Origin of the sequence: Vibrio nigripulchritudo, assembly GCF_027924785.1 — a bacterium.
Lineage (GTDB): Bacteria > Pseudomonadota > Gammaproteobacteria > Enterobacterales > Vibrionaceae > Vibrio > Vibrio nigripulchritudo.
Map to the genome: position 1 here is coordinate 1 of NZ_AP027050.1, position 22,782 is coordinate 22,782.

General features: G+C 47.1%; 20 protein-coding genes. 19 read left to right on the top strand and 1 reads right to left on the bottom strand.

What is annotated here, in order from left to right:
• The 18 genes from QMG91_RS18365 (at position 1) to QMG91_RS18450 (ending at position 20,696) form a co-directional block, all read left to right on the top strand.
• Entirely contained in the window at positions 1–1,221 is a 1,221-nt protein-coding gene (locus tag QMG91_RS18365) for a ParA family protein (RefSeq protein ID WP_004403967.1), read from the top strand.
• A 3-nt stretch (positions 1,222–1,224) separates the two neighbouring features.
• Positions 1,225–2,199 (top strand): ParB/RepB/Spo0J family partition protein, encoded by a 975-nt coding sequence (locus tag QMG91_RS18370; protein ID WP_004403966.1) that lies wholly within the window; start codon positions 1,225–1,227, stop codon positions 2,197–2,199.
• A 128-nt stretch (positions 2,200–2,327) separates the two neighbouring features.
• Positions 2,328–4,358: a tRNA(Met) cytidine acetyltransferase TmcA gene (locus QMG91_RS18375; RefSeq protein ID WP_281831360.1), complete on the top strand. Its 2,031-nt coding sequence runs from the start codon at positions 2,328–2,330 to the stop codon at positions 4,356–4,358.
• Positions 4,359–4,777: 419 nt separating this feature from the next.
• Positions 4,778–5,041, top strand: a complete 264-nt coding sequence (locus tag QMG91_RS18380; RefSeq protein WP_281831362.1) for an STAS domain-containing protein — start codon at positions 4,778–4,780, stop codon at positions 5,039–5,041.
• 18 nt (positions 5,042–5,059) lie between these two features.
• Positions 5,060–5,419 carry a response regulator gene (locus tag QMG91_RS18385; RefSeq protein WP_004403961.1) on the top strand — a complete coding sequence of 120 codons (360 nt, stop codon included), beginning with the start codon at positions 5,060–5,062 and terminating at the stop codon, positions 5,417–5,419.
• A gap of 47 nt (positions 5,420–5,466) precedes the next feature.
• On the top strand, positions 5,467–7,572 hold the full coding sequence (locus QMG91_RS18390) for a chemotaxis protein CheA (RefSeq protein WP_281831364.1): 2,106 nt from the start codon (positions 5,467–5,469) through the stop codon (positions 7,570–7,572).
• 9 nt (positions 7,573–7,581) lie between these two features.
• Positions 7,582–8,085 (top strand): chemotaxis protein CheW, encoded by a 504-nt coding sequence (locus QMG91_RS18395; RefSeq protein ID WP_281831366.1) that lies wholly within the window; start codon positions 7,582–7,584, stop codon positions 8,083–8,085.
• A 3-nt stretch (positions 8,086–8,088) separates the two neighbouring features.
• The gene (locus tag QMG91_RS18400) at positions 8,089–8,553 is read left to right on the top strand and encodes a chemotaxis protein CheW (protein ID WP_004403958.1); all 465 of its coding nucleotides are present in this window, start codon (positions 8,089–8,091) and stop codon (positions 8,551–8,553) included.
• Positions 8,554–8,564: 11 nt separating this feature from the next.
• On the top strand, positions 8,565–11,369 hold the full coding sequence (aer2, locus tag QMG91_RS18405; protein WP_281831367.1) for an aerotaxis transducer Aer2: 2,805 nt from the start codon (positions 8,565–8,567) through the stop codon (positions 11,367–11,369).
• On the top strand, positions 11,354–12,214 hold the full coding sequence (locus QMG91_RS18410) for a CheR family methyltransferase (RefSeq protein ID WP_022560542.1): 861 nt from the start codon (positions 11,354–11,356) through the stop codon (positions 12,212–12,214). The genes aer2 and QMG91_RS18410 overlap by 16 nt, the downstream gene beginning before the upstream one ends.
• A gap of 7 nt (positions 12,215–12,221) precedes the next feature.
• Entirely contained in the window at positions 12,222–12,866 is a 645-nt protein-coding gene (locus QMG91_RS18415) for a chemotaxis protein CheD (protein WP_004403955.1), read from the top strand.
• Positions 12,866–13,909 carry a protein-glutamate methylesterase/protein-glutamine glutaminase gene (locus QMG91_RS18420; protein WP_004403954.1) on the top strand — a complete coding sequence of 348 codons (1,044 nt, stop codon included), beginning with the start codon at positions 12,866–12,868 and terminating at the stop codon, positions 13,907–13,909. Before QMG91_RS18415 ends, QMG91_RS18420 begins: the two co-directional genes overlap by 1 nt.
• A gap of 29 nt (positions 13,910–13,938) precedes the next feature.
• Positions 13,939–15,108, top strand: coding sequence for a methyl-accepting chemotaxis protein (locus QMG91_RS18425; RefSeq protein WP_004403953.1), 1,170 nt, complete (start codon positions 13,939–13,941; stop codon positions 15,106–15,108).
• 11 nt (positions 15,109–15,119) lie between these two features.
• A complete protein-coding gene (locus tag QMG91_RS18430; RefSeq protein ID WP_004403952.1) occupies positions 15,120–15,419 on the top strand; it encodes an STAS domain-containing protein in 300 nt (99 codons plus the stop codon).
• 21 nt (positions 15,420–15,440) lie between these two features.
• Positions 15,441–17,111, top strand: coding sequence for an ATP-binding SpoIIE family protein phosphatase (locus tag QMG91_RS18435; RefSeq protein WP_281831370.1), 1,671 nt, complete (start codon positions 15,441–15,443; stop codon positions 17,109–17,111).
• Between the two features lie 278 nt (positions 17,112–17,389).
• Positions 17,390–19,054 (top strand): DUF342 domain-containing protein, encoded by a 1,665-nt coding sequence (locus QMG91_RS18440; RefSeq protein WP_022591990.1) that lies wholly within the window; start codon positions 17,390–17,392, stop codon positions 19,052–19,054.
• A 53-nt stretch (positions 19,055–19,107) separates the two neighbouring features.
• On the top strand, positions 19,108–19,452 hold the full coding sequence (locus QMG91_RS18445; protein ID WP_022560547.1) for a DUF1294 domain-containing protein: 345 nt from the start codon (positions 19,108–19,110) through the stop codon (positions 19,450–19,452).
• Positions 19,453–19,658: 206 nt separating this feature from the next.
• Positions 19,659–20,696, top strand: a complete 1,038-nt coding sequence (locus QMG91_RS18450) for a porin (RefSeq protein ID WP_281831372.1) — start codon at positions 19,659–19,661, stop codon at positions 20,694–20,696.
• 59 nt (positions 20,697–20,755) lie between these two features.
• Here QMG91_RS18450 and QMG91_RS18455 read toward each other — a convergent pair whose 3' ends face one another.
• Complete coding sequence (locus QMG91_RS18455) at positions 20,756–21,649, bottom strand: AraC family transcriptional regulator (protein WP_281831374.1); 894 nt, start codon at positions 21,647–21,649, stop codon at positions 20,756–20,758.
• A 128-nt stretch (positions 21,650–21,777) separates the two neighbouring features.
• Here QMG91_RS18455 and QMG91_RS18460 point away from each other — a divergent pair, with 128 nt between their 5' ends.
• Positions 21,778–22,737, top strand: coding sequence for an NAD(P)-dependent alcohol dehydrogenase (locus tag QMG91_RS18460; protein ID WP_281831376.1), 960 nt, complete (start codon positions 21,778–21,780; stop codon positions 22,735–22,737).
• Positions 22,738–22,782 lie beyond the last annotated feature (45 nt).

A 22,782-nucleotide genomic window follows, 5' to 3' on the forward strand; every position in this document is an offset into this window, starting at 1 on the left:
ATGAAACGAGAAAAAACAATAGAAAATTTAGTTGAGTTGGCGGATCAGACTCAACAAGTTCAAGCTGATCGTATTGAAATAGTCTTAGAAGAACGCAGCGATGAACATTTTCCTCCTATGTCAAAGGCATTAATGGAGACGCGCTCGGGTTTAACACGTCGTAAACTGGACGATGCAATCGGCAAGTTGGAAGAGCAAGGGCACCAATTTACAAAGAACAATGCCAACCATTACTCCATTTCTTTGCAAGAAGCTCACATGCTAATGGATGCGGCTGGCGTACCGAAATTTCATGAACGTAAGAAAAATGGCGACAACAAGCCATGGATCATCAACGTTCAGAACCAGAAGGGCGGTACGGGCAAATCAATGACGGCCGTGCACTTAGCCGCTTGCCTGGCGCTGAACCTGGATAAGCGTTACCGCATCTGTCTGATTGACCTTGACCCACAAGGCTCTTTGCGTCTGTTTCTGAACCCGCAAATCAGTGTCAGTGAGCACGACAACATCTATTCTGCTGTCGATATCATGTTGGACAATGTGCCGGATGGGGTAGAGGTTGATACGGAATTCCTCAACAAGAACGTCTTGCTATCCACCCAATATCCGAACCTGAAAACCATTTCTGCATTTCCTGAAGATGCGATGTTTAACGCGGAAGCGTGGCAAAGCCTGTCTCAGGATGCGTCTCTGGATATCGTTCGTCTGTTGAAAGAAAAGCTGATCGATAAGATTGCCAGCGAATTCGATATTGTGATGATTGATACAGGTCCGCACGTCGATCCCCTAGTGTGGAATGCCATGTATGCATCTAACGCACTGCTTATCCCTTGTGCCGCGAAACGACTGGACTGGGCATCAACGGTTAACTTTTTCCAGCACCTTCCAACGGTATACGAAATGTTCCCGGAAGACTGGAAGGGGCTTGAGTTTGTGCGCTTAATGCCTACCATGTTTGAAGATGACAATAAAAAACAAGTCTCTGTATTAACCGAAATGAATTACCTATTGGGTGAACAAGTGATGATGGCGACGATACCTCGAAGCCGTGCATTTGAAACCTGCGCAGATACCTACAGCACGGTCTTTGATCTCACGGTCGGGGATTTCGAAGGGGGTAAAAAGACCCTTCTTACCGCTCAGGATGCCGTTCAGAAGAGCGCATTAGAGCTTGAGCGTGTGTTGCATGGTCACTGGTCGTCACTCAATCAGGAGTCTTAATCTATGGCAATGAAAACTTCAGAATTAAACGCAAAACTGTTTGGCAAAGCCAACAAACGCCGTGCGACCTCACCGCAAGAAGCGCAGACAGCCGCAAAAGACAAAGCCCAGTTTATTGAGCTTGCCGTGGCAGGGCAGGAACTGGTTTCTTTTGAGTTGGTTAAAGTTGCAGCCGATAAAGTGGCTACAGATACGGTTGTATTTGAACAAAACGCCCGTGAGCAGTCTTTCCTGAACCAGCACGCTTTGTCCGATATTCTGACTACGCTGGAAGAACGTGGTCAGCAGTACCCAGCCGTTGGTCGTCGCACTAAAGACGGAAAAATTGAAGTACTGGACGGCAGTCGTCGCCGTATGTCCTGTATCTTGGCGAAGAAAGACTTCCTGATTTACGTGGCTGAGAACATTGAGACAGAACATGCGAAGTTCCTGTCTGATGTGGCAAACGCACATAAACCGCTTTCTTTATATGAACGTGGTCGTGAGATGCAGGCAAAGCTGGATAACGGAGAAGCAGAAGACCAAAAAGCTCTGGCTACCATTTTCCAATGCAGCGAAGCGTTGGTCAGTGGAGCGCTGAAAGCGGCTGCTTTGCCACTTGAGCTACTTCGAGCTTATCCCAATGTTGGTGATCTGGGGCGTCCGACCATAGTGAAACTGCACAAGCAGTTCTTCCAGCTCACTGAGGGGCAGCAGAAATCTCTGCTGAAAAAATGCCACAGTAAGAATGGGTATGTTTGGGAAAACACCAGTACTCAAGGCGTGAGCCGGATTACTAAAGAAGTGACCGAGCAGCTCGAAGCCTGGATTGAAGAACTGGCACCAAGTAAAAAAGCCTCTGGTGCAGAGAAAGTCGACTTTATTAAAGGACGTGTCAGTTACGCCCGCAAGGGAAATGCTTTGTCCCTGAATATGAAGAAAGTGGATGACCAAACCATGGAAGACATACTCGCTTTCCTGAAACAAAAGCTTTCTTAAGCCATAAAAGCCGCAGCGATGCGGCTTTTTTATTGTTTTGCTTCCCGCCAATGTGCTCATCCCCTTGAGCTGAATTTACTTTAACTGCTACCATTCTTTCTGGTCGTTTTTTCTGGAGCCTTCCTTTTGTGGCGCACTCTGATTTTCTAGTACAGCTATCTCAAATCGCAAAGCACAACCGCCATCGATTTTTGGTCGAATTGGTGGGGGAAGAGAGTTGGTGTCAGGCGCTAGTCCGTGAATTTATCGACGTCGAATCGCCAAATCGGTCACTGAAGTTGGGCGGGGAAGAATGGCAAAACATCCCAACTAAGAATCATCAGTTCGGCACCAAAGTACTGGGCACGGAACTGACTCTGCTGATATACGACTGTGCATCTGGTTTTGACGCTAATAGCTTTGCGGCCGCATGCGGAACTGTGGTTGGTGGCGGGATAGTAATATTACTCAACCGAAAACATCTGAATAAAGACGGTGGAAGTGAGTGGCTGGCATCCCATCTAGATGGTGAAATCTGTATCGAGCAAGATAAGGCCTTGTCTGCTTTACCCATCAGAACATCCGAAAAAGTCGACGCCTTATTTACTGATCAGCTAGCCGCCATAAAAGCCATCACCAAAGTGGTTTCTGGTCGAAGAAAACGCCCCCTAGTGATGACTGCTGACCGAGGGCGAGGGAAGTCTTCCTCTCTGGGAATGGCGTCTGCCGAATTGATGCGTTCGCGAAAGATGACAATAGTCGTCACTGCACCTGCAACCAAGGCTGTCGTTCCTGTGTTTGAACACGCCAATCAAATGCTTGGGCATGGTCCAGGTACTTCCGGTTTTCTGATTGAAAGCGAGGGGAGTACTCTGCGGTACATCGCACCCGATGAGTTGCTTTTAACTAAGCCCGAATGCGACTTACTCATTGTGGACGAAGCTTCTGCGATTCCGGTACCGATGTTGATTGCTATGACAGAGCACTACCATCGCATGGTATTTTCAACCACGGTGCATGGCTATGAAGGATGCGGGCGCGGCTTCACTCTTAAATTCACTAAGTGGTTGCAGGAAAATCGGTCTGGCTGGCAGTCTCTGCATCTCAATCAACCCATTCGTTGGGCAGAGGATGATCCACTAGAAAGGTGGCTATTTGACGCCTTCTTACTTGATGCCGAAATAGAAGAAGTAGATTCAACTCTTGAGGAAGTGGTACTTAAGCGCATCGACAAAAAGGCTCTGACCCGAGATAAAAGCTTGCTGATGCGATGCTTTGGATTGTTGGTCAATGCGCATTATCAAACTTCACCCAATGACCTGTTTCAGTTACTAAGCGATTCATCCACCGATTTGTGGATGGCATGGCAAGGCAAACAATTGGTTGGCTGCTTATCTACAGTGAGGGAAGGGGATTTATCTTCTGACGTTATCGACGGCATTGTGACAGGAAAGCGTCGTCCAAAAGGGCATCTTGTTCCGTCTAGCCTGGCGAATCATTTAGGGGTCGATGATGCTGCCAAAGAATCCAGTGTACGTGTTATGCGTATTGCTGTTCATCCCATTTTGCAAAGAAAGGGAGTGGGTAAAGTCCTGCTGGATAAGCTGGAAGAAGCACTAGAAAGTGAGGTGACTTATTTGTCCACCAGCTTCGGTGCGACAAAAGAGTTGCTGCAGTTCTGGTTAGCATGTGGGTATCTTCCTTTACGAGTGGGGAGCAGTCGAGATCAAGCAAGTGGTGCTCACTCGGTGATCATGGTGCGAACACTAAAAACCAGCGATTGGTACTGCGTTGCGAAACAGTATTGGGAGGCCAACTTTTTCTCCCAGCTTTCAGGCGAACTGAAAACCATCGAACCCTGGATTGTCGAACCCTTGGTACAAACCTTTTCTCTGCCTTCGAACTTATTAAATGCGCATGAACTGCAAATGCTTCAGCGTTACGCTCAAGGTGGAAATGGTGCAGAATCTTCTGCTGTACTGTTGGCAAAGCTGACAATGATGACTCTACAGTCTGGCTATGGGGAGGCAGCTTATCCGCTTGTTGCCAAATTCCTGCAACAGCAAAGCTGGTCCGAAGTGGTTGCTGGTTTCGGTTTTTCTGGGAGAAAGTCGCTAGAGAAATATATCCGCGAACAAGTGGCTGAAATCTTGGTGAATTTACACTGTAAATTTGACTAAAAACGAGTCTCTCTTTCAATTTAAGTAAATGAGTCATTTTCCCCATCTATCAGCATTTAGTGCTTCGAATCCCAATCTGAAATTTACAGTGTAAATTCAATAACATTTGATATTTATTTCAGACCACTATCTCAAAACAATGTAAAAAATATGCTGCACAATAACAGCCTTTTTGAGCTGAATTGATATAAATGTCGACAATCGAAATGAATTTGTGTAATCGATTTATAAGGTTGTTTTTTAAGAGACTTTAATCTCATCAATGTGAATTTCTTCACTTCAATTTTTTATTTGTAGCTCATCAGGTAGCAGTTCCAACTGAGCTGTTCTGACATTTTTATTGTTGATAATCAAAGAATCCCTCCTACACTCAATTTATACGTCAACTCCGCTAATGGCTAGGTCGCAGGGATGGACATATGGAATGTCAATTAGAAGAATCCTTAGAGATTGGTAACGTCCTGAATATCAAAAACGAGTATCAACAGTGGCTCGACACTAATGAAGAGCTGATGATTGATGCCTCCTCCGTAGTCAGAGTTGACGCTGCAGGTTTGCAGGCGTTGGCATCTCTTTTCTTTAGCGCCAAGCAGGCAAACACCGAGATAAAACTTATCAATGCTTCTGATGAATTTCAGGAAAGTATTAAGTTACTCGACTTACAAAGTGTGTTTGAAAATTAAGGAATTGAGGGGACTTTTATGACTAAGATTCTCGCTGTCGATGACTCTGTATCGATCCGTCAAATGGTTAGCCACACTTTAAAAGACGCTGGCTATGAGGTCGAAACGGCTAACGACGGAAGTGATGCCCTTAAAAAAGCGAAGATGACCAAGTTCGATGTTGTGATATCGGACGTGAACATGCCCGTGATGGGCGGATTTGAGCTGGTACGTGCCATTCGTGGCAATCCTCAATATAAATTTATCCCTATCCTGATGCTGACAACGGAAACCAGTATGGAGAAAAAACAGGAAGGGAAATCTGCTGGTGCAACAGGGTGGCTGGTTAAACCATTTAACCCTGAAACATTATTAAAAACATTGAAACGCGTGATTTAAGCGTTCGTTCCGGCAGAGCCGCTAGGCAGATTACAGGTAGGTGACCCATGGCTTTAGACATGAACCAACTTCGTAAGATGTTTTACGAAGAGTGTCGTGAAAACTTAGAAGTGCTAGAAACCGTATTGCTGGATTTGGATCCGGATAACGTTGATCTGGAAACCATCAATACGATATTTCGAGCGGCGCATTCAATAAAGGGAGGCGCTGCCACTTTTAATTTGCTGGATATCAGCGAGTTCACACACAATGTTGAGGCCTATCTGGACGAAGTCCGAAACGGTCAAATGACGTTAACCCGCCACAGTGTCGACATACTATTGAAAAGTGGCGACTGCATCACCGAGATGCTTGAAGGCTATGAAAATGAAACGGAAGTAGAATCCGCGCTCAAAGATGAAGTCAATAAAGCACTGGCTGCACTACTAGACACACAAGGCGACACCAACGCCGATTCCTCTGCTCCACCTTCAGAACAAGTTGAAGCCCTTGATTCCGGCAATGGCTCCGATACCGCCAAATGGCTGGTTTCCTTTATTCCCCATACAGATTTGTTCTTCAGCGGTAATGACCCGCTTCGTATTATTGGGGAAGTTAAAGAGCTGGACCCAGATTGCGACATCGTCTGTAACATGGCGAATTTACCGGAACTGAGCGAACTAGAGCCGGAGCTGTGCTATCTGAGCTGGCGCATGAAAATCTCTGGTGAAGTGGCAGAAGAAGACATTCGAGAAATATTTGAATGGGTGGAAGACCAATGTGATTTAGACGTGCAGCGCGAACAAACCGAAGGAGAGAACGTTGCGCAGCCATCATCTGAAACTGAACAAACAGAAACAGTACCGCAAGAGCCACAACCACAAAGTGCCGCGGTGCCTGTTCCAGAAACAAAACCAAAAGACAACAAAAAGCCCGCAGCAGCAGGAAAGCCCGCGAAGTCAGAGTCGAGTGTAAGTTCCATTCGGGTCGACATCGACAAAGTCGACAGCCTGATCAACTTGGTGGGTGAACTGGTCATCACTCAGTCCATGCTGACGGAAATCGGAAACGACTTTACCGTGGATAAGCTAGAGAAGCTCAAATCCGGTCTCGACCAGTTACTTCAAAACAGCAAAGACCTGCAGGAAAACGTCCTCAATATTCGCATGTTGCCAATGAGTTTTGCTTTCAGCCGTTTCCCTCGTCTAGTTCGGGATCTGTCTGGTCGTCTTGGCAAACAGGTGGATTTGCAAATCAAAGGGGAGAACACGGAGCTCGACAAAACCGTTCTGGAACGAATCGTTGACCCGCTTGTTCACTTAGTCAGAAATGGCATTGACCATGGTCTCGAATTGCCGGATGAACGACGTGAAAATGGCAAGCCAGAAATGGGTGTCATCGAGCTTAATGCGTTCCATCAGGGGGGCTCCATTATCATCGAAGTGAAAGATGATGGTGCTGGCATCAACTGTGACAAATTATGGAAAAAAGCACAGGACAAAGGCGTGTTGCCACCTGATGCACGTCGAGAAGAAATGACCGATAAGCAGATCGTTAATTTGATTTTTGCGCCCGGTTTTTCTACCGCAGAAGAAGTCTCGGATATTTCAGGTCGCGGCGTCGGTATGGACGTGGTGAGAAGAAACATCGAAGAGCTGGGCGGACATATCGAAGTGGAATCTCAGCTAGGCACCGGAAGTACATTCACCATCAGCTTACCTCTCACGTTAGCCATTCTGGACGGTCAGCTCGTCAAAGTGGCTGGCGAAGTTTACGTTATTCCGCTACTTACCATCATTGAATCCATTCAGATAGATACCCAGTGCGTTAAGCACGCTGCCGGTGGGGTTGAGTTGTACCGCCTGCGAGAGGAAAACATTCCCGTACTCCGACTGCACGAAGAATTTGAGATGGGAGAAAGCGGAGAACTCGAAGGGCGCATTCTGTGCTTGGTCGAGGCGGCAGGGAATCGTGTCGGGTTATTGATAGACGAGCTTTTGGATCAGCAACAAGTGGTGATTAAGAGTCTGGAGTCTAATTACAGCAAAGTGGCAGGCATATCAGGAGCGACGATATTAGGTGACGGCTCTGTGTCTCTGATACTGGATATTCAAGGTCTGATTACTTCATTTCTGAATCGGCAGTCAGACAGCAAGGGCGGCATCGCAGCCTAGGGAGCAACCGTGAGCGAAGCACTTCAAGTTGTGGAAGGGGAAAACATCGCAGACAGCGAAATCAGTGAAAACGCCGATTTCTTGAGTTTTTGTCTGGCCGGCGAACTATATGGAATCGACATACGCGATGTTGAAGAAATCCGCGTATGGGAGCGTCCGACTCCGATCCCCCGTTCTCCGGACTTTGTCAAAGGTGTGATTAACCTTAGAGGCATGATCGTTCCCGTCATCGATTTGAGAGTCCGGTTTGGCATTGGTGATTGTGCGTACCTGCCAACAACCGTGGTGCTGGTGCTTCGTTGTGCGAGTGGAGAAAGCGAACGTCTGATGGGGCTTGTGGTAGACGCGGTCTCCGATGTGGTCAGCCAGGGGGATAAAGAGCTGACGCCCGCATTAGGGGATTCGGTGGTGACACCATTCACCGTGGGGCTACTGAATGTGGAAGAGCAGGTGATGTCCTTACTGGATACTGATGAGCTGCTCAACATGGAAACGATTTTAAAGGCAGGGTGAGTCATGGCAGTACAAGAATTCCTGAGTTTTATTTTAAACGAAGAAGAATATGCCGTTCCCATTCTGGATGTGAAAGAAGTGCGTGGCTGGAGCAAGGTGAGAACTGTGCCCAATGCGCCTAGCTACCTTAATGGTGTGCTGGAAATCCGTGGGGAATATGTCCCGATTGTGGATTTGAGAAAACGTTTTCAGCTAGAACCTGCCGTGATTAACGCAACCACTGTTGTGATTGTTTTGAATGATACACATGGACAGCCACTTGGCATCATTGTGGACGCGGTGTCGGAAGTGTATGCACTCGATACCGACGACATAAAACCAGCGCCCAATATGTCGCTAACAGTGGACAAGAACTTCATCGTCGGCATTGTGCCAGCCAATGAAGGGCATGTGATTCTCATTAACCTGGAAGCTCTATTTAATGTCGCAGAGCTCAATAACTTATCAGAAGAAAAAGCGCTCATGTGAGAGGTGAAGCGATGTCATTTTGGAATAGAAAAACAAAAAGCGCGGAGCAGTTTGAAGCTCCCTCCCAAGATAGCCTGATGGGCGAGACTAACTCCGCTGCGGGAGCCGTCAGTACAGAGCAACTGCTGTCTGCTCTGAATACGGCGCAAACCGCGTTAATGATGATAGATCGCGACTTTAATATTACCTACGTAAACAAACGGTCGCTGGAACTGCTCCAATTACATGAACAATTGTTCCAGACGGTTTGGCCAAACTTCCAGGCTAATGAAGACTTTCTGATTGGGAACTGCATTGACGGCTTCCATACCAATCCTTCTCACCAGAGACAGATGCTGGCTGACCCTAACAATATGCCTTACACCACCACCATCGATGTTAAAGGTGTATTGCTGGAACTGAACGTGGGCGCCATTCGAGACAGCAAAGGCAATTACACGGGCAATACCCTTGAGTGGGAAGATGTAACCGAAAAACGTGTACAGGAATCCAACATATCGAGGCTGCAATCGGCGGTCGACCAAGCTCAGACAGCCATGGTCATGATCAATCGGGATTTTGAAATCACCTATGCCAATGGCGAAACCATGGCACTCTTCAAAAAGCACGAAGCCAAGTTCAGAACCGTATGGCCGGACTTTTCTGCACGAGAAGACTGGCTGATGGGGCGCTGTATTGATGGTTTCCATCAGGACCCAAGCCATCAGCGTAAGCTACTGGATAATCCTGCCAACTTGCCGTACAGCACCGACATTGATATTGCAGACCTAAAAATCGAACTGAATGTCGCTGCCATCAGAGACTCCCAGGGGAACTACATTGGCAACACGCTGGAATGGAGTGATGTCACAGAGCAGAGAAAGCAAGCCACTGAGATTGCCAGACTGAGTGCCGCGGTGCATCAGGCGCAAACAGCCATGGTGATGATTGACCGAGACTTCCTGATTACCTATGCCAATCAGGAAACCCTAGACCTGTTTAAAAAGCACGAAGCGACGATGCGAACCGTATGGCACGACTTTACGGCATCGGAAGAGTGGCTGATGGGGCGATGCATTGACGGTTTCCATAAAGACCCAGCCCACCAGCGCAAGATGCTGGATAACCCAAATAACTTACCTTACCAGACCGATATCACCATCGCCGATCTCAAGATAGAACTGAACGTTGCTGCGATCAGAGATGCCGAGGGTAACTATGTCGGGAACACTCTCGAGTGGAAAGATGTGACGGAAGAGCGAGCTAAAGAAGCTGAGATTGGGCGTCTGGCATCGGCAGTTGAAGGCATGACGACGAACCTAATGATGGCCGACCAAAACGGCATCATTCAATATTTGAATCCGGCTCTTCACAAGCTCTTGTCTAGCCGCGAAAGCGATCTGAAAAAAGTGCTGCCCGGTTTTGATGCCAGCAAATTGATCGGACAGAACATTGATGTCTTCCATAAGAACCCGGCTCATCAGCGAGGCATCATTTCCAATCCGGATAACCTGCCTTTCTCCTCTGATATTAAAGTCGGGGTACTGGAGTTTAACCTCACCTGTATTGCGATGCGGGATGCGGAAGGCAATTACATGGGCCCCGCGCTTCAGTGGGAAGACATTACGGAACAGCAAGACGGTCAGCGACAGGTTGAGTCACTGATTCAAAAAGCCATTAATGGTGATTTGAAAGAGCGTATTGATACCAGTGCTTACAGTGGCTTTATGTCTGAACTGGGTGACGGGATTAACAACTTGCTGGATGCCATTGTTGCACCTCTTGGTCAGTGCATCGACGTAATGAGTCAGGTGGCAGATGGCAACTTGAACTCTAATATGTCGGACGATAATGAAGGGGAGTTCGGGCGTCTGGCAGAAGCGGTGAACACCTCGATTGTGAATCTTCGCAATATGGTAGAGCAAATCACTACTTCTTCTGCTCGCGTTGCTACGGCTTCGACAGAAATCGCTGAAGGCAATAATGATTTGAGTCAGCGTGTAGAAGCTCAGGCTTCGAATCTGGAACAAACCGCGGCCAGCATGGAAGAGATGACAACCACCGTCCGACAAAACGCTGAAAACGCGAAAGGGGCAAATGACTTATCCGATGATGCTGCGAAGAAAGCAGGCAAAGGCGGAGAAGTGGTCGGTCAGGCTGTTGCAGCAATGGCTGAGATTAACAGTGCAAGTAAGAAGATATCCGACATCATCGGTGTGATTGATGAAATTGCATTCCAGACCAACTTACTGGCACTGAACGCCGCAGTAGAGGCGGCCAGAGCCGGAGAGCAGGGACGTGGATTCGCCGTTGTGGCAGGTGAAGTCCGTAATCTGGCACAGCGCAGTGCCGCCGCAGCGAAAGAGATCAAAGGGCTGATTAACGACAGCGTTGAGAAAGTCGATGAGGGTTCCCGTTTAGTGGATGAATCGGGCGAAACCTTGAATGAGATTGTGGATGCCGTGGCTAAAGTATCCGAACTCATCACACAGATAGCGCAATCCAGCCAGGAGCAGGCGACAGGTATTGATGAAATCAGCCGAGCCGTCGCCACTATGGATGAGATGACCCAGCAGAATGCATCACTGGTAGAAGAAACCTCAGCAGCCAGTCAGTCTTTGAAAGACGAAGGGAAAGAGCTGCTTAACCTGATGAATTTCTTTACCACCGACAACAATGTGCAAACCATATCCAAACGAGACAACAGTGGAAGTGCGAAACCAGCAAGCAACATCAGTGAAATTCGTAATGCGCCGGCTCCGATCGCACCGCCAAGCCAAGCTGTTAACTCAGGGATACAGTTGAGTGAGGACGGCGACGAATGGGAAGAGTTCTAAGCCAGGCTGAACCACAAAGTCCGCTAGAAGGCAGAGAATTTGAACTAACGGAACAGGACTTTAAATACATTCAATATTTTGTCCATAAGAGTGTGGGGATATACCTGTCGGACAAAAAGAAAGCCATGGTTTATGGGCGAATCAGCCGTTTGCTGCGTGAACATGGCTTTCAACGGTTCAGTCAGTATCGGGAGTTACTGGAAAGCAGCGATTCCGAGCGAGTAAATTTTATCAACAACCTGACCACCAATAAAACGCACTTTTTCAGGGAATACCATCATTTTGAATACCTTGAAAACGTCATGATTCCAAAGTGGTTCAGTGAACGAAAAACACAATTAAAAATTTGGTCAGCGGGGTGCTCAACAGGGGAAGAACCCTACAGTTACCTTGCCATGCTACAAAAAATGCAGGTTTTTGATCGCATTGATACCGTGAGAGTGCTTGCCACGGATCTGGATACCAACGTGTTGGCGCATGCCCGCAAAGGGGTATACAGCGACGAAGCCATAAAAACAATCCCAAGCGAATACCTCAAAGGGGCATTTGTGAAGGGAAAAGGTCGCATGACCGGAAATATAAAAATAAAACGTCAGTTACAGCAACATCTTACTTTCAACCAGCTGAATTTATTGGCTGATTGGCCCATGAATCAACAATTTGATGTCATCTCTTGCCGCAACGTCATGATCTATTTCGACAAGCCCACTCAAGAGACGCTCATCCGACGATTCTACGAACATCTTGCCGACGATGGTGTGTTGTTTATTGGTCACTCCGAGAGTGTTGGAAATTGTACTGATCTCTTCCGGCATCTTGGACACACCATATACGTTAAACAGTGAGGCAGGAATGAAGCAACTTCAGGCAAAAAAGCCCGATCAGACGAACCAGCAGTTTGCACGCTTTTATCACCAACAAAAGAAAGTGCACATGGTGAAAGTACTGCCCGGCGGCGTGTATACCAGCCGTGAGCCTGAAGTGATTTGCACCGGACTGGGTTCGTGCATTGCTGCATGCATGTGGGACCCACATGCCTTCGTTGGAGGAATGAACCACTTTCTGTTGCCCTTTGACAGCAAATACGAAATTGAGCACTGGCACCCGACAGAAATCATTTCAACCGCTTCGCGCTATGGCAATAACGCAATGGAAATGTTGATCAACCAGTTATTGGCAGGAGGAGCAGTAAGAGAGCGAATTCGCCTTAAGCTGTTTGGTGGCGCACAGATGATGGGAAAGACGGCACTGATAGGGGACAAGAACATAGAATTTGCTCTTAATTACGCCAGACAGGAAGGGTTTGAGATCGATGCGCAGGATCTGGGGGGCATGATTCCCAGAAAAGTCATGTTCGATCCTCTGAGCGGTCAGGCGTGGGTGAAGCGCATTCGCTTTACTGAAGTGGATAAAGTGAAACGCCGAGAAGCGGCATACGCCAAAGAACTGGATATTGAGAGCCACCGTCCACACGATGATGATGCGGAGCTATTCTGATGAATAATAAATTAAAAGTAATGATCGTTGATGACTCCCCAGTATTCAGAGCACTGCTGACCGAGATCGTCGAATCGGATCCTCAACTTACCGTGGTGGCAACGGCGGAAAACCCTTACGAAGCTCGGGATCTGATCAAGCAGCATAATCCGGATGTGCTGACGCTGGACATTGAAATGCCCAAAATGAATGGCGTCCAGTTCCTTAAAAATCTTATGCGACTGCGTCCGATGCCCGTCGTCATGATTTCCACGCTTACCCAGCACGGAGCAGACATAACGCTGGAGGCTCTGGAAATTGGTGCCGTGGACTACTTCCCCAAACCTGCCGTGGAAAACACCGCTGAAATGATTCACTACAAACAGATGGTGAACGCCAAAATCAAAATGGCGGCGGGGGCAAACGTCAAGCAGGGGCATAGCAGTCAGCAGGCGGAAAAGCAGGCGAAAGTGAAGCAAAAGAGCAAACAGTTCGACCTGATTGCCATCGGTGCGTCAACAGGAGGCACCGAAGCGGTCCGCTCCGTGTTATCAGCATTGCCATCCAACCTTCCTCCTATCGTGATTACTCAGCATATCAGTGCCATGTTTACGCCTTCTTTCGCTCAACGTCTGGACGCGGCGAGCGAAATAACAGTGCGGGATCTGGCGGTGGACTCTGCTCCTCTGGTCAATGGCTGTGCCTACGTAGCACCGGGTGACAAGCATATGGTGATAGTGAAACGTGGCGGATGTTTGTATTGCGAGCTGGACGATCGTCCTCCCGTTAACCGGCACAAACCCTCGGTAGACGTCATGTTTGATGCTGTGGCTGAGACGCTTGGTGATCGGGCTATTGGCGTCATCCTTACCGGAATGGGGCAGGATGGAGCTGAAGGCATGCTGAATATGAAAAATGCCGGAGCATTTACGATTGCGCAGGATGAGCAATCTTCAGTGGTTTGGGGAATGCCACGTGTCGCGGTAGAAGTCGGGGCGGTTGAGAAAGTGGTATCGCTCAACAGAGTACCAAGGTTGATTTGTGACACCTTGTTTTCGACCTAAGCGCTTCTGAACTTAAGAGGTTAATAATAATGCAGAAAATAACCAAATTCTTAACGACCTGGTGGCTCATTTTGGGTCTCCAGGTCGTTGGTCTCAGCTTCATTGTGATGGAAGTGACATCAATGTGGGTGGTCGGCTTGGCTGTGCTGGTGGCAGCGTCGCCCTGGGTGTTGATTAAATCCTCACAAAAAGCCCCTGCAGCTGAAGCGCCGAAAGTAGAAATGAAGGTGGACGTGTCCGGAGACAATCAGGCTCATCTTCAAGCGGTCCAGTCGTTGATTGACGAAGAGCTTCCGCATATTCAGGAAAGCCTGAATAAGCAGCGAGGGGTAATGGACGAATCCGTTGTGACATTGAATGACAGCTTTTTTGGCTTGCAGGATGTCTCACAGCGTCAGAGTGATGTTTCTTCCCAGTTAGTGAATAACCTTCTGGCGAATCAGGACAGTAAATACAGCCTCACACAAGTGCTTCCAAGAACCGAAAAGATATTTGCTGAGTACATCGAAATTCTGATTACCGTCTCCGAGAAAAGTATCACAGCGGTCCACAGCATTCATGATATGTCGTCCAAATTAGACAATGTATTTCGCCTGCTTGATCAGGTTCAGGGGCTGTCAGAGCAAACCAACCTGCTTGCATTGAACGCCGCGATTGAGGCAGCGCGAGCCGGGGATGCGGGTCGAGGCTTTGCGGTGGTTGCGCAGGAGGTGCGTAACCTGTCGCTGAAGGCAGAAGATCTCAACGGGCAAATTCAGAAAGAGATCACCATCGCTCAGGGCACGATCAAAGAAGCCAACGTCACGGTGGGTGAGATCGCATCTATTGATATGACGGTAGCGATCGACTCAAAAGATCAGGTTGAAGACATGTTGCAGGGCGTGCAACAGGTGAATGTGGAAATCAAAGAGGAGATCGACAAGATCCAGGGGATGGGGCGCGAACTGGCTGATCAGGTGAGCAACGGGATCCGTGCTTTGCAGTTTGCCGACATCGTTGTTCAGCAGGGGGAACATGCCCAGCGAAGTACCAACGCCATAGAAGAAATGGTTGGGCTAATGAACAAATTTAATCAAGGTGAAATAGAGCTTTCAGATTTGGTTCAGGGTATCGAAGAACTGAAATCCAACGCGCAAAACCGTGGTGAAGCGGCGGCGCAGCAATCTGGGATTGATGAAGGTGAAGTTGAATTATTCTAGGGAGAAGAACTATGTCTGTAACTGCTGAAATAGATAACAACCAACGACGTGTTGTGATTTCTGTCGAAGGTGCATTTGGCTTTAATCTGGTACACGAGTTTCGTCAAAGTTACTGCGAACAGAAAGGGTATCGCTTTGTGGTTGATTTTCGCAAAGTCGACTACATCGACAGTGCAGGGTTGGGAATGTTGCTCAATATGCACAAGTATCTGAATCAGAAAGACGGAGAAATCGTGATCACCAACAGTATGCCGCAAGTGAAGAAAATTCTGCTGATCTCGAGATTTGATAAGAAGTTTTCAATCGAATAACGAATTCAGGAGGGCTAGGTTATGCGAATACTGATAGTCGATGATCAGAAAACCAACCGAGAAATGTTCCGATATATGCTGACCAGCATTGCAGAGGACATCACTTTGTTTGAGAACGGGGAAGGGGTGGTAGACGCGCTCAAAGAAGCCGAAGCCCTGCCGGACGTCATCCTGATGGACGTCATGATGCCCGTGAAAGATGGCTTTACTACTGCAAAAGAGATCCGTGCCGAGTTCCCGAATGTGCACATGCCGATCATTTTCCTGACGGTGCTGGATGACCGCGATTCCTTTGGTCGGTGCCTTTTTTATGGGGACGATTTCATCCTGAAACCGGTTGGTCGAAGCACCTTACTTGCCAAAGTTCAGGCGCACTATCGCATCGCCAAAATGCACAATGAAGTGAGTAAACAGCGCGATGAGTTGAGCAAGTTCCGCGAACAGGTGAAGTACGACTACGCGATTTCCGAATCTATCTTTACTAACCTTGCTGAAGACATGTACAAAAATATCGATGGTATTGAGTACATTTCTAACCCTTCTACTGTATTTAACGGAGACCTTATCGTTGTGGCAAACCGACCACAAGGCGGGGTTTATGTCATGATTGCCGATGCGACGGGGCACGGCTTACCTGCTGCTATTTCAACCATTCCGGCGACAAGGGCGTTTTTCTCCATGGCTGCGAAGGGCATGTCGCTTGGTGAAATTCTCGAAGAGATCAATACAGCACTCGTACGCTTTCTGCCTCTGGGCATGATGGTTGCGGCCAATGTGTTTGAGATCAGCGCCAATGGAGTCGATGTTACGTGGTGGGGCGGTGGATTGCCAGACAGCTACATACTGGATTCAGAGGGCAAAATCATCAATAACCTGACGTCTGCCCACATGCCTTTGGGTGTTCTGAGCGCTGATGAGTTCGAAACCAATATGGTGCATTTGCGTATGGAACAGGGGCAGCAGATTGTGTGTTACACCGATGGTGTGACTGAAGCGGCGAATCCAACAGGGGAGCAGTTTGGCGAAGACCGCCTTAAAGATGTGCTCAACGCTTGTGAACCGAACGCGATTATTCCTTCACTGTATGAGGCAGTGAATGTCTTTTCTCATAAGAGCAAAGACGATGATCTGTCTATCCTGACCATGACGTTCCCTATCCACAATGAAGCGGGGCAAACGCCAGATGCCGAACTGCCGTTTGTAGGCAGAGTACCGCTGAACACGCGCTTAAGCTTCCCGAAAGACGTATTAAGTGGCGTGACTGTGATGGCTGAGGTCAGGCATTACATTTCCGGTATTGTCAGCGGTGGACCGAATCTGGACTTGGTCTGTTCGGTGTTGTCTGAGTTGTTTGCTAATGCCATTGAGCATGGGCTTCTTGGGCTGGATTCCAATCTCAAGAACGATGAAGAAGGCTTCTTTACTTACTACCAGCTTCGTGAGGAACGCTTGCAAGACCTCAGTGATGATGCGGTGTTAACCTTGGATCTGGAATACTTGCCTGAAATCAATCAACTGGCGATGACAATCGAGCATACTGGGGAAGGTTTTAACTACCACGAGTTGAATATGGTATCCGATGAAAACAGCTATGGACGCGGCATTGTTTTGGTCTCTGAGCTTTGTGAGTCCTTAGAGTATTCAAACTGCGGAAAAAGGGTAAAAGCGGTATACCAATTCACTGAAAATTAACATTTTATCTGAGCTGCTAATATAACGTGGATTTACCATAAACCAGCCAGATGCTTTTTCTAAACTCCATTGTATGGCTGATGTGACTTAAAATTGTGCATTTAACATGAAAAATGTCATTAATGTTATGAGCTTAATAGTAAATATTCTCATTATGGCGATAAATGCGTACTTGTATTAGTGACCATCGCCGGAATTTGAGCATTTTTTTGTTAAACCTTTGGGCAAATTCGTTACACTCATTCCAGAAATGGAGTCTTATTTTTGAGTAATGGAGTATGTGGAAAGAGTTCATCCGACTTTCAGATGACGATCAGTTTGTCATAGCGCAAATGCCCACCGATGTGACGGTAGAGTCCGATTTTGGTGAGCTTGGGCTTGATCATGCCATCGAAAGCTTGGGAGCTGCCTCTTTCTTCCTCGACGACAGCGCCGTCAAAAGTTTCATTTCCGCTGCCAGAAAAACCAAAAAAGAAGCGTTTCAGGGTGTGAACATTGCATTTCGCAAGAATGCTTCAGTTAGTGTTGTGCTTGAAGATAACGATATGATCGCCCGAATGGTTGTGACTGGTGCTCAGGGTGGTCGCGCATTGCGAGGCAGTGAAATTGTCGAAGCGCTTTCTCTGGCAAAAGTAACCAAAGGGATCAACAAGCTTGCGCTGAAAAAAGTACTGGCGATGAGCCACAAAGTGCCGCCCGGTCAGGAGTTTTCACAGGCGGTTGCCCAAGGCAAGATGCCCGTAGAAGGAAAAGACGCCGAATTCACTCCACTCTTCCCAGACATTAATGCACGCGTTCTGAGACCTCAGGAAATCAATTCCGTTACCCATAAAGTTGACATGCGTAACCTCGGTGAAACCATTACCGTGGCAGAAAATGAAGAACTTATGCGGCGTAAGCCTGCAACCAAAGGTAAACCAGGTTTCACCGTATGCGGCAAAGTGATCCCACCTAAACCGGGTAACGACAAACTTTTGCGTGAAGGCAAAGGCACCTACATTTGCAAAGACGATCCTAATTTGCTGCGTGCTGCCGTCTCTGGTATGCCGATGATGAAAAAAGGGTCTACTGTCGAAGTGGATAATGCTTTGTGTTTAAGCAAAGTGGACGTGTCTACGGGTCACATAAAATTCAAAGGCTGTGTGGTGATCACTGGCGACATCGAACCTGGTATGAAAGTTTTGGCGACCGGCTCAATTACGGTTGGCGGCTTTATTGAATCTGCCGACGTTCAGGCGCATGGTGACATTACCGCCGCGAAAGGCATTATTGGTCGTCCTATCGCAGAAGGCGAGGAAAACGCCTGTGTTGTTCGTTCTGGTGGGTCTATTACCAGTAAATACGCACAGTACGCGACCATACAGGCGCACGATGACGTGACATTTGCCATCCACAGTTTACAAAATGACGTTCGCTGCGGAGGAGATCTGACGGTTTCTGATGCGAACGGTAAACAAGGCACCTTGAGTGGCGGTGATACACAAGTCGGCGGCAAAATTACCTGTGTCAATCTTGGTGTTGAAGGGGATTCGGTCACCACCGTAGAAGCTTGTGCTCGCTACAAGAAGTACAAAGACGGTATTGAAAGGCTGAAAGAGAGTTATAAGAAGGTTCAGGAAGACACCATGAAGGTGGTTCGCGCCGAACTGGAGCTGTCTAAAACGCCTAAAGCAGAGCGTACTCAGGAGATGGTCGATAACGTCGCGACGCTTAAACAAAAGAACAACGATCTGCTTAGCCGAACCAAGAAGAAACTGGATGCTGTAGAGCTTGAATTTGAGCAGATGCTGACCGCCAATACCATAACGATAAAAAACAAAGTGTATACCCGTGTTACCGTTAAGTTTGGTGATGATACCGTTGTTACCCGACGTGAACACGGACCTTCCGTATTGTCTTACAACCATTATGAGATCAGCTTTGCTCCGCTAATGGGCAGCTAACCTATCCTATTTACCTAAAATTCATTCCATCCAGCTATTTTCAAGGGGGCACTGTGAAGCTGTCGATCCTGTATTGGGTTCTATTATCTGCCTTTCTATTTTATAGCCATCAATCCTTTTTGTGGTTAGTGGCGTCAGTTGCACTAAGCGTAATAACGTTTCTTTTCTATGGCTGGGACAAATATCAGGCTTCACGTGGTAACTGGAGAGTGAAAGAGCGAACGCTTCACTTTCTTGCCGTTATCGGAGGCTGGCCCGGTGCGCTAGCTGGGAGAAGTTTGCTTCGTCATAAAACGCAGAAGGCGTCTTTTTATCGAGTGCTGTTTACTATCGTTTTCTTTCACTGGGTCGCCACATTTTCGGCAATAGGGTACTGGATTTGGTTGTCGGTCAGTTAAGTTATATGCGTTAAGTTGCTTTTCTTTGTGTCTTTTTTACACCCAGCTTATGCAACAAAATGTTTCAAGCGTAAGCATTGTAAGTTATTGGTTTTAAAGATGTAAGCTGACGTAAGGGTCTATTGATAACGATCTTTTTAGTGAAGATACTCATTCCGCAAATGAATTATTTTGCAGTTAAAAATAATTAGCAGTGGATGAATGATATGAAAAAGACAATTCTTGCTGTTGCTGTAACTCTTGCAGCAACGTCAGTAAACGCAGCAGAAATCTACAACAAGGATGGCGTTAAGCTAGAGCTTGGTGGTGCAGCTGAAGTTCAGTACAAAAAAGAGCGTGCTAAAGATTCAAAAGGTAACTTCCGCCTAGACGATGGTGACCTGTTTGCTACAACTACAGTGACAGTAAACGAAGAACTAAACGCTATCGGTAAAGCGGCATTCAAATTCGAAAGCAAAAATGTTGAAAACGATGAGTTGTACGTGGGTTTACAACATAACCAATTCGGTACGTTTACGGCAGGTCGTCAAACTACAACGTTTGATAGCGCTGGTATCGGTCAAGCAATTGAATTCGGTCTGAACTTCTTTGAAGATGAAATTACAACTCTAGGTGTTGGCTCTGGCGACAACGTTGTTAAGTACAAAGGTACTTTTGGTAACGCTTGGGTTGGTGGTTCTTATGCAGACCTAACTGCTACTAAAGTCAAAGAAAACGTAAGCACCAAAACTGATACTAAAGCATTTGACGTTGCGGGTGGCTACAAGTTTGGTAACTTCGAAACAGCTTTATACTTCCAACAGGTTAAACTTGGGGCTGATGCGACAACTACTGTTAATAACAAATCAACAGTAGCAAGTGTGCAAGACCTAAAATCAAACACTGTTCACGGTCAGGTAAAAGGTACGTTTGACGCGATCACTGTTGCTGCTTCTTACTCTACAACTAAAGTAACGAGCAACGTTAAAGTGAATAAGCTAAAAGACGCGACAATCAACATAGCTAAGCTTGCTACAACTTACAAGTTGGATGAGAAAACGACTCTAGCTGGTGGTTACGAATACGGTGACGCAAAAGGTCCAGTAGAAGGTAAAGTACATAACTTCTACGCGAACGTTTCTCATAAACTTCACAGCAACGTGAAAGTATATGCAGAGCTTGGTCACGCTGATGCGAAAGACAAAGCTGGAGACAAGATTAAGACTGAGCTGGGTTATGCAGCAGGTCTAGAAGTTAAATTCTAAAAGTTACCACTGCCTTTTCTACTTTTAGAGTTTTCACCCCGCCCTTGTGGCGGGGTTTTTCATTTTTGTCTGGGTTTCACCGGAATGACGTATTTCGATGTCATGTCAGGCAATGTGAAGTTCTTAAGCCCTTCAAACAGCTCATAATCCTGACCTTCCGCTCTCTGGTATTCTGAATTGGGTAACCAATAGCCGTAGATGTAATCCATGGTCTTGTTTACAGAATCTTCCGAGACTTCCTCTACCTCAAATATCGCGACCATTTGCTCTGATAATTCATAGGTAACCATACCATCCGGTATGCGCTCAAATGAGGTCACTTTCATTGCCGACAAGTAAGTCACCTCCTCTTCGGTAAATAGCCCTGAATCGCTAATCGTCAGCCCCAGGTAGGTATCCTCCACCTTGTTTGGAATCTCTTGGCGACGCTCCAAAAGCTGCATCCAGGGGGCTTCCAGGAGGTCACAGTAGCTTTCCTGAAACATAAATGGTGATGGGATTTGACTCTGAAACCCCACCAACAAGGTGGCAGGGCGAGAGACAATGGCTGGATTCAGAGCGATTCCTTGACGCAGGTGGGTGACGAGTTCCTGAGTAAGAACAGGCTTTTCCTGAAGCAGGACTTTGGGCTTCTGAACGCGAAATACTTTTGGTGAAAGACCAAAATAGGTTTTGAACGATCGACTAAACGCTTCATGAGAATTAAAGCCCGTGTCCAGAGCTATCTCCAGAATGCCAATATCGGTGTCTAATAACTGTTTGGCAGCGTAAGAAAGACGCCTCCCCCGGACATAGCCACCTAACGTATCACCTACCAAACTTTTGAAAGTGCGTTGGAAGTGCCACGGAGAAAGCTGCATCTGCTTTGCAAGATCAGCGATGTCCATATCATCACCAAGGTGCAATTCGATGTGTTCAACCAGCTCATTTATTTGCTCAACTAAGGACGTCATATTCAATATCTGCTATGGGTACACCTATAAGTTGAGTTCAAAAATTACGCACCACCGCACAAATTATCAAGTCCTTCTTTAGACAAATTATTAGAGTAGAAAAACACTAAAGATTGGGAGAGTGGTCAATGAAAGCCATGATATATCAGGCGTATGGTTCGCCAGACGTGCTTAACGTTGCCAATGTTGAAGAACCAGAAGTGGGTAACACCCAGATTAAAATTCGGGTTCGGGCAACATCGGTGTCGGCTGCGGATATCCATATGCGACAAGCCGACCCATTTGCAGTGCGGCTTTTCAATGGATTGATAACACCTAAGCGGCAGATACTTGGTACTGAGTTTTCCGGAGAAATTGTGGCGACAGGAAATCAGGTGAAAAACTTTGCTATTGGAGAGCGGGTTTTCGGAGGAACAGGAACCGGTATGGGGGCGAATGCTGAATTTCTTGTGCTGGATGAATCCGCTGCCATCGCCAAGATTCCAAATGGTCTGACCTTCGAACAAGCTGCCGCGATTCCTTTTGGGGCGACCGCTTCGCTGTATTTTCTGCATCATAAAATTGAGCTTAAGGCGGGGCAAAGAGTTCTGATTAATGGCGCAGGTGGAGCACTTGGCTGCTATGGGGTTCAGCTAGCCAGATACAAAGGGGCTGAAGTAATTGCCATTTGTCGAGACGATAAACGTGAACTGCTGCTACAGCTTGGTGCAAAGAGGACCTGGGATTACTCAAAAGCACCAGTCAGTGAAATGAATGAACGATTTGATGTGGTTTATGACACCCATGGGAGTTTGAAATATGCAGAATGTGAGCACTTGCTTACTGAAAAAGGCATATGGATATCTGCTGCTGGTGGCGTGTCCGATTTTGCTCGCATGATGATTTTGAAACTGTTTGGTCAACGTCAGATGGTGGCTGGGCTGGCGATAGAAACTCAGAGTGACATGAACTATCTGAAACGGTTGGTTGAAACTGGAAATTTGGTTCCGGTGATCGATTCTGTGTATGACTTGGACGATTTGGTTGCAGCACATCAATATGTCGAAAAAGGGCACAAAACAGGGTGCGTTGTGGTTAGGGTATCTTGAGACAGTTTGAGCATAAAAAACGCCCTCTGTATCGAGGGCGTTGTT

What these genes read in the sequence shown, in the direction of transcription:
- QMG91_RS18365 (WP_004403967.1), top strand. Translation starts at nt 1, where the DNA reads ATGAAACGAGAAAAAACAATAGAAAATTTAGTTGAGTTGGCGGATCAG.
- QMG91_RS18370 (WP_004403966.1), top strand. Translation starts at nt 1,225, where the DNA reads ATGGCAATGAAAACTTCAGAATTAAACGCAAAACTGTTTGGCAAAGCC.
- QMG91_RS18380 (WP_281831362.1), top strand. Translation starts at nt 4,778, where the DNA reads ATGGAATGTCAATTAGAAGAATCCTTAGAGATTGGTAACGTCCTGAAT.
- QMG91_RS18385 (WP_004403961.1), top strand. Translation starts at nt 5,060, where the DNA reads ATGACTAAGATTCTCGCTGTCGATGACTCTGTATCGATCCGTCAAATG.
- QMG91_RS18390 (WP_281831364.1), top strand. Translation starts at nt 5,467, where the DNA reads ATGGCTTTAGACATGAACCAACTTCGTAAGATGTTTTACGAAGAGTGT.
- QMG91_RS18400 (WP_004403958.1), top strand. Translation starts at nt 8,089, where the DNA reads ATGGCAGTACAAGAATTCCTGAGTTTTATTTTAAACGAAGAAGAATAT.
- aer2 (WP_281831367.1), top strand. Translation starts at nt 8,565, where the DNA reads ATGTCATTTTGGAATAGAAAAACAAAAAGCGCGGAGCAGTTTGAAGCT.
- QMG91_RS18410 (WP_022560542.1), top strand. Translation starts at nt 11,354, where the DNA reads ATGGGAAGAGTTCTAAGCCAGGCTGAACCACAAAGTCCGCTAGAAGGC.
- QMG91_RS18415 (WP_004403955.1), top strand. Translation starts at nt 12,222, where the DNA reads ATGAAGCAACTTCAGGCAAAAAAGCCCGATCAGACGAACCAGCAGTTT.
- QMG91_RS18420 (WP_004403954.1), top strand. Translation starts at nt 12,866, where the DNA reads ATGAATAATAAATTAAAAGTAATGATCGTTGATGACTCCCCAGTATTC.
- QMG91_RS18425 (WP_004403953.1), top strand. Translation starts at nt 13,939, where the DNA reads ATGCAGAAAATAACCAAATTCTTAACGACCTGGTGGCTCATTTTGGGT.
- QMG91_RS18430 (WP_004403952.1), top strand. Translation starts at nt 15,120, where the DNA reads ATGTCTGTAACTGCTGAAATAGATAACAACCAACGACGTGTTGTGATT.
- QMG91_RS18435 (WP_281831370.1), top strand. Translation starts at nt 15,441, where the DNA reads ATGCGAATACTGATAGTCGATGATCAGAAAACCAACCGAGAAATGTTC.
- QMG91_RS18440 (WP_022591990.1), top strand. Translation starts at nt 17,390, where the DNA reads ATGTGGAAAGAGTTCATCCGACTTTCAGATGACGATCAGTTTGTCATA.
- QMG91_RS18450 (WP_281831372.1), top strand. Translation starts at nt 19,659, where the DNA reads ATGAAAAAGACAATTCTTGCTGTTGCTGTAACTCTTGCAGCAACGTCA.
- QMG91_RS18455 (WP_281831374.1), bottom strand. Translation starts at nt 21,649, where the DNA reads ATGACGTCCTTAGTTGAGCAAATAAATGAGCTGGTTGAACACATCGAA.
- QMG91_RS18460 (WP_281831376.1), top strand. Translation starts at nt 21,778, where the DNA reads ATGAAAGCCATGATATATCAGGCGTATGGTTCGCCAGACGTGCTTAAC.